Annotated in this window: 5 protein-coding genes; 4 read left to right on the forward strand and 1 reads right to left on the reverse strand. The window is 67.8% G+C overall.

Annotated features, from left to right (window positions below; all coding sequences use genetic code 11):
- The 4 genes from ACFWF3_RS30105 to ACFWF3_RS30120 form a co-directional block, all read left to right on the forward strand.
- A partial coding sequence (locus ACFWF3_RS30105; protein WP_379317025.1) for a PfkB family carbohydrate kinase occupies positions 1-286 on the forward strand: 286 nt, incomplete at its 5' end.
- Complete coding sequence (locus ACFWF3_RS30110) at positions 283-1,053, forward strand: IclR family transcriptional regulator (protein ID WP_379317027.1); 771 nt, start codon at positions 283-285, stop codon at positions 1,051-1,053. The genes ACFWF3_RS30105 and ACFWF3_RS30110, both read left to right, overlap by 4 nt.
- Positions 1,054-1,057: 4 nt before the next feature.
- Positions 1,058-1,465: a RidA family protein gene (locus ACFWF3_RS30115; protein ID WP_378994188.1), complete on the forward strand. Its 408-nt coding sequence runs from the start codon at positions 1,058-1,060 to the stop codon at positions 1,463-1,465.
- Positions 1,466-1,570: 105 nt separating this feature from the next.
- Positions 1,571-1,738 carry a hypothetical protein gene (locus ACFWF3_RS30120; RefSeq protein ID WP_378994186.1) on the forward strand — a complete coding sequence of 56 codons (168 nt, stop codon included), beginning with the start codon at positions 1,571-1,573 and terminating at the stop codon, positions 1,736-1,738.
- A 19-nt stretch (positions 1,739-1,757) separates the two neighbouring features.
- Here the strand turns inward: ACFWF3_RS30120 and ACFWF3_RS30125 are convergent.
- A partial coding sequence (locus tag ACFWF3_RS30125; RefSeq protein WP_379317030.1) for a phosphoenolpyruvate carboxylase occupies positions 1,758-3,077 on the reverse strand: 1,320 nt, incomplete at its 5' end.

Genomic DNA, 3,077 nt, shown 5'->3' on the forward strand with positions numbered 1-3,077 from the left:
CGGCGATTCCTCGATCGAGGTGCCCGCGTTGACACTGGAGATCACCGAGCGCATCGGCGCCGGCGACGCCTTCGCCGGCGGTTATCTCGCCGCCCTGCTGCACGGCGCCGACCTGCGCACCCGGCTTCGATACGGCCATCTGTGCGCGGCGGCAGCGCTGACCGCGACCGGCGATTCGGCGAAACTGCCACCGCCCCAAGATATTCAGCGCCTAGCGCTGCTTCCTGACGAGATCTGGGCCACGCTGCGCTATCCGGCGGCGCTGAATGAAACGATCAGCGCATGAGTCAAAGCGTGTCGCGGGCCCTGTCCATTCTCATCGCCCTCGGCGAGAACTCGCAGTCCCTAGACGAGTTGGCTGTCCGGCTCGGCGTCCACAAGTCGACGGTGCTGCGCATACTGCAGACCATGCAGGCCGATCGGTTCGTCGTGCGCGACAACGCGCACCGCTACTCGCTCGGCACCCGCATGTTCGAATTGGCCAGTCGCGCACTGGAGAACCGTGACGTGCGCACCGTAGCCCGCCGGCATCTGAGTGCGCTGGGCGCGGCCACCGGGCAGACCGTACACCTGGCGGCCTACGAATCGGGCGACGCCGTCTACATCGACAAGGTCGACGCCGAGCAGGCGGTGCGGATGTACTCGCGGATCGGCAGGCCCGCGCCCCTGCACTGCACCGCGGTCGGCAAGGTGCTCGTCGCCGCGCTGCCACGCAGCGAATGGGCGGCAGTGGCAGCCCGATTGGACTACCACCCCTTCACCACCCGTACCCTGCGCACCCCCGAGCAGTACCTGGCCGAACTGAAACTCGTTGCCGCGCAGGGCTTCGCCGAGGACCACGAAGAACACGAGAGCTTCGTCAACTGCATCGGCGTCGGCGTCCGCGACGGCATCGGCGCCGTCGTCGCCGCCGTGTCGGTCTCCGTTCCCGACGTGCTGCTCGACCATGACCAAGTGCTGGCACTGTTGCCGCAGCTCAGGGCGACGGCCGACGCCATCTCCACCGAACTCGGCTGGGACCCCCGCCGAGACGTCACCGCGAGGAAAGGCTGAACCCATGTCCGACAAGACCGCCGTGCGCACCTCCGACGCCCCGGCGCCCGCCCACACCTTCTCCCAGGGTGTGCGCAAGGGCCCGTTCGTCCAGGTGTCCGGCCAGGGACCCGTGGACCCCGAGACCAACGAGTACCTGCATCAGGGCGATGTCGCCGCCCAGACCACGCGCACCCTGATGAACGTCAAGGCGATCATCGACGCGTCCGGCGCCACCTTCGACGATGTGATGATGCTGCGTGTCTACCTCACCAAGCGCGAGGACTTCGCGATCATGAACGAGGCGTACGGCGAGTTCGTCACAAAACACACCAGCAACGGCGTGCTGCCCTCGCGCACCACCGTTTTCACCGGCCTGCCGCGCGCGGAGATGCTGGTCGAGATCGACGCGATCGCCGTCGTAACCGGCTGAGCCACCGCGAATCCCGCGATGTCGTGGACGCCGTCGGCGCATCGTGTTGAGATGGGGTCGCCCCCGCACGGGGGTGTTCACCCCGTTCTACCCGAGGATCAGCCTATGTTCGCCAAGATCGCCCGCCCGCTCGCCGTCGCCGCCCTTGCCCTGTCCGTGACCGGGATCGGCGCCGCAACCGCATCGGCCGCCCCCGCACAGCCGGTCGTCGGCTCGGTGTCGATCTGCACCGGCATCCCGGTCGGGCCCTTCACCATCAGCGTCTGCCTGTAGCCGCTACCCCGAGTTGCCGCTACCCCGAGTTGCGCAGCGCGGTGGCCAGGCCGTTCATGGTGAGCAGGATGCCCCGCTTCACCAGTTCGGAATCGTCACCGCCGCGCAGCCGGGCCAGCAGGTCGACCTGGAGCTGGTTCAGCGGCTCCAGGTAGGGGAAGCGGTTGTGGATCGACTCGGCCAGCGACGGGTTGTCGCTGAGGAGTTCGGCGTGGCCGGTGACCGCGAGGTACATGCGGACGGTGCGGGCGTGTTCGTCGGCGATCATGGCGAAGATCTTCGCGCGCAGTGTTTCGTCGGTGACGAGCTCGGCGTAGCGGGCGGCGATGTCGAGGTCGCTCTTGGCCATCACCTGGGCCAGGTTCGACAGCACGGTATTGAAGAACGGCCACCGCTGGTAGAGGTCGGTGAGACGCGCGAGGCGGGCCGGATCGTCGCCGACCCAGTCTTCGAGCGCGGTACCGGTGCCGTACCAGCCGGGCAGCATGACCCTGGCCTGGCTCCAGGCCATCACCCAGGGGATCGCGCGCAGGTCCGAGACCGAATTGGTGGGTTTACGGGAGGCGGGGCGGCTGCCGATATTGAGGTCACCGACTTCGGCGACCGGGGTGGATTCGCGGAAGTACTCGACGAAGCCGGGGGTGTCGTGCACCAGGTTCGCGTAGGCGGCGCGAGCGCGGGCGGCGAGGTCGTCGAGGAGTTCGTAGGCCGGTTCGGCGTCGTCGCCGAGACCTTCCACGTCCAGTAGCGTCGACTCCAGGGTGCCCGCGATCAGCGACTCCAAATTGCGGTGTGCCGCACCGGATTCGGAGTATTTCGCGGCGATCACCTCACCTTGTTCGGTCAGTCGCAGCGAACCCCGCACCGCGCCCGCGGGCTGCGCCAGGATGGCGTCGTAGCTGCGGCCACCGCCGCGACCGACGGTGCCGCCGCGACCGTGGAACAGCCGCAACCGGATACCCGACTTCCTGGCCACCTCCACCAGGTCCAGTTCCGCGCGGTAGAGCGCCCAGTTCGCGGCGAGATATCCGCCGTCCTTGTTGGAATCGGAGTAGCCGAGCATCACTTCCTGGCGCATGCCCGCCGCCTCGACCAGCTCGCGATAGACCGGAACCTCCAGCACCGCGGCCAGCGTCGACGCACCGGCGCTGAGGTCCTCGATGGTTTCGAACAGCGGAACGATGCCGACGGGACAGCTCGGCGCGGTGTCGGCGGTGCCCGGATCGAGAATGCCGGATTCCTTCAGCAGCAACGCCGCTTCGAGCATGTCACTGACCGAGGTGCACATGCTGATGATGTAGTTCGGGACGGCGGCGGCACCGAAGGTATCGATGACCTC

Source organism: Nocardia sp. NPDC060220 (assembly GCF_042727815.1).
Classification (GTDB): domain Bacteria; phylum Actinomycetota; class Actinomycetes; order Mycobacteriales; family Mycobacteriaceae; genus Nocardia.

Excerpts from the sequence above, each read along its gene's own strand:
- ACFWF3_RS30115 (WP_378994188.1), top strand. The coding sequence starts at position 1,058 with ATGTCCGACAAGACCGCCGTGCGCACCTCCGACGCCCCGGCGCCCGCC.
- ACFWF3_RS30110 (WP_379317027.1), top strand. The coding sequence starts at position 283 with ATGAGTCAAAGCGTGTCGCGGGCCCTGTCCATTCTCATCGCCCTCGGC.
- ACFWF3_RS30120 (WP_378994186.1), top strand. The coding sequence starts at position 1,571 with ATGTTCGCCAAGATCGCCCGCCCGCTCGCCGTCGCCGCCCTTGCCCTG.